This is a genomic window from Streptomyces sp. NPDC031365 (assembly GCF_055569765.1).
Genome location: NZ_JBVIIM010000082.1, coordinates 1 through 1,545, shown reverse-complemented (window position 1 = coordinate 1,545; position 1,545 = coordinate 1). Strand labels below are relative to the sequence as shown.

Below are 1,545 nucleotides of genomic sequence, written 5' to 3'. Positions count from 1 at the left end.
GGGGTGCCTCTATGTCTTTCGTCAAGGCGCCCAGGTTTGGTTTGGGGTGGTTTGACTGGCTGGGTCATGCGGCGAGTTCGACGTCCTTGGGGACGCGGGGTTCGTAGAAGGTGCCGTCGCGGAGCATGGCGAACAGGACGCTGATGCGTTGACGGGCGAGGCGGAGGAGGGCCTGGGTGTGAGTCTTGCCGCGGGCTCGCTGGCGGTCGTAGTAGGTGCGGGAGGCCGGGTCGGCGTTCATGCAGGCGAAGGCGGACAGGAACATGGCACGTTTGAGCTGCCGGTTTCCGCCTCGGGGTGCGTGCTCGCCGTGGATCGAGGTGCCGGACGACTTCGTGGTCGGGGCAAGTCCGGCGTAGGAGGCGAGGTGGGCGGCGGTGGGGAAGCTGGTGCCGTCGCCGACGGTGACCAGCAGGACGGCGGCGGTCCTGACGCCGACGCCGGGCATCGACGTCAGGACCGGGGAAAGAGGGTGGGCCTCCAGCAGGGCGTTGATCTGGGCTTCCATCGCCCGGCGCTGGGTGTGGACGGCGGCCAGGGACGCGGCCAGGGAGGGGATGACGATGTCGAGGGTGCCGGTGCCGGGGACGACGACGGTCTGTTCGTCGAGGGCGTCGAAGACATCGTCGATCAGCCGGGTGGCCATGCGCGGGGCCTTGGGCCGGATCACCTCGACCAGCCGACGCCGGCCTGCCTTGCGCAGGGCGGCCGGGGAGCCGTAGCGCTCCAGCAGCCAGGTCACGGCCTGGTGGTCCAGGCGGGGACCCAGGACGCGTTCCAAGCTGGGGTGGAACTGGGTGAGCAGGCCGCGTATCCGGTTGCTGGTGCGGGTGGCCTCGGCGGCGAGGTCCTGGTCGAAGCCGACGAGGACCGTGAGTTCGGCGGTGATCTCGTCGGTCAGTTCCAGCGAGCGCAGGGTGTGCGGCATGGTGCGGGCCGCGTCCGCGATCACCGCGGCGTCCTTGGCGTCGGTCTTGGCCTCGCCCGGGTAGAGGTCGGCGATCCGCCGCATGGCCAGTCCGGGCAGGTAGGCGACCTGGCAGCCTGCATCCCGGGCCACGGTCAGCGGGAGGGCACCGATCGAGGCGGGCTGGTCCACGATCACCAGCACGGTGCCGAACTTCTCGGTCAGCTTGTCGAAGACGGCCCGCAGCTTCGGCTCGCTGTTGGGCAACTGCTTGTCGAAGACCTTCTTCCCGGCCGGGGTGAGCCCGTGGCCGTGATGGGTGCTCTTGCCGACGTCCAGGCCGAGGAACACGCCCACGTCTTCGGTGTCGAACATCGCGCCCTTCCCAGGGTGTTGACGGTGCCGGCCTCGGCAGTGGTGTCGTACGCGCGCATCCACGTTATGCAGACCTGCCGCCCGCGAACTGCCCGGCGTTGCGCCGGACCGGGCGGTGGCCGGACCTCTGATCAGCGTCTCCGACGGCACCTTCCGGGCCCGGTGACACCACCCCCCAGGTCATCCGTTCGACAGGGGGACACAGTCATGCCGGACCCGGAGGCCAGCGGCCCTCTTGCAGGACCGCGAAAAACATAACGGGG

Annotated in this window: 1 protein-coding gene; it reads right to left on the bottom strand. The window is 69.7% G+C overall.

Features of this window, described 5'->3' with window-relative positions:
* Positions 1-64: 64 nt before the first annotated feature.
* Positions 65-1,282, bottom strand: coding sequence for an IS110 family RNA-guided transposase (locus tag ACZ5C2_RS38585; protein WP_468801633.1), 1,218 nt, complete (start codon positions 1,280-1,282; stop codon positions 65-67).
* Between the last annotated feature and the right edge of the window lie 263 nt (positions 1,283-1,545).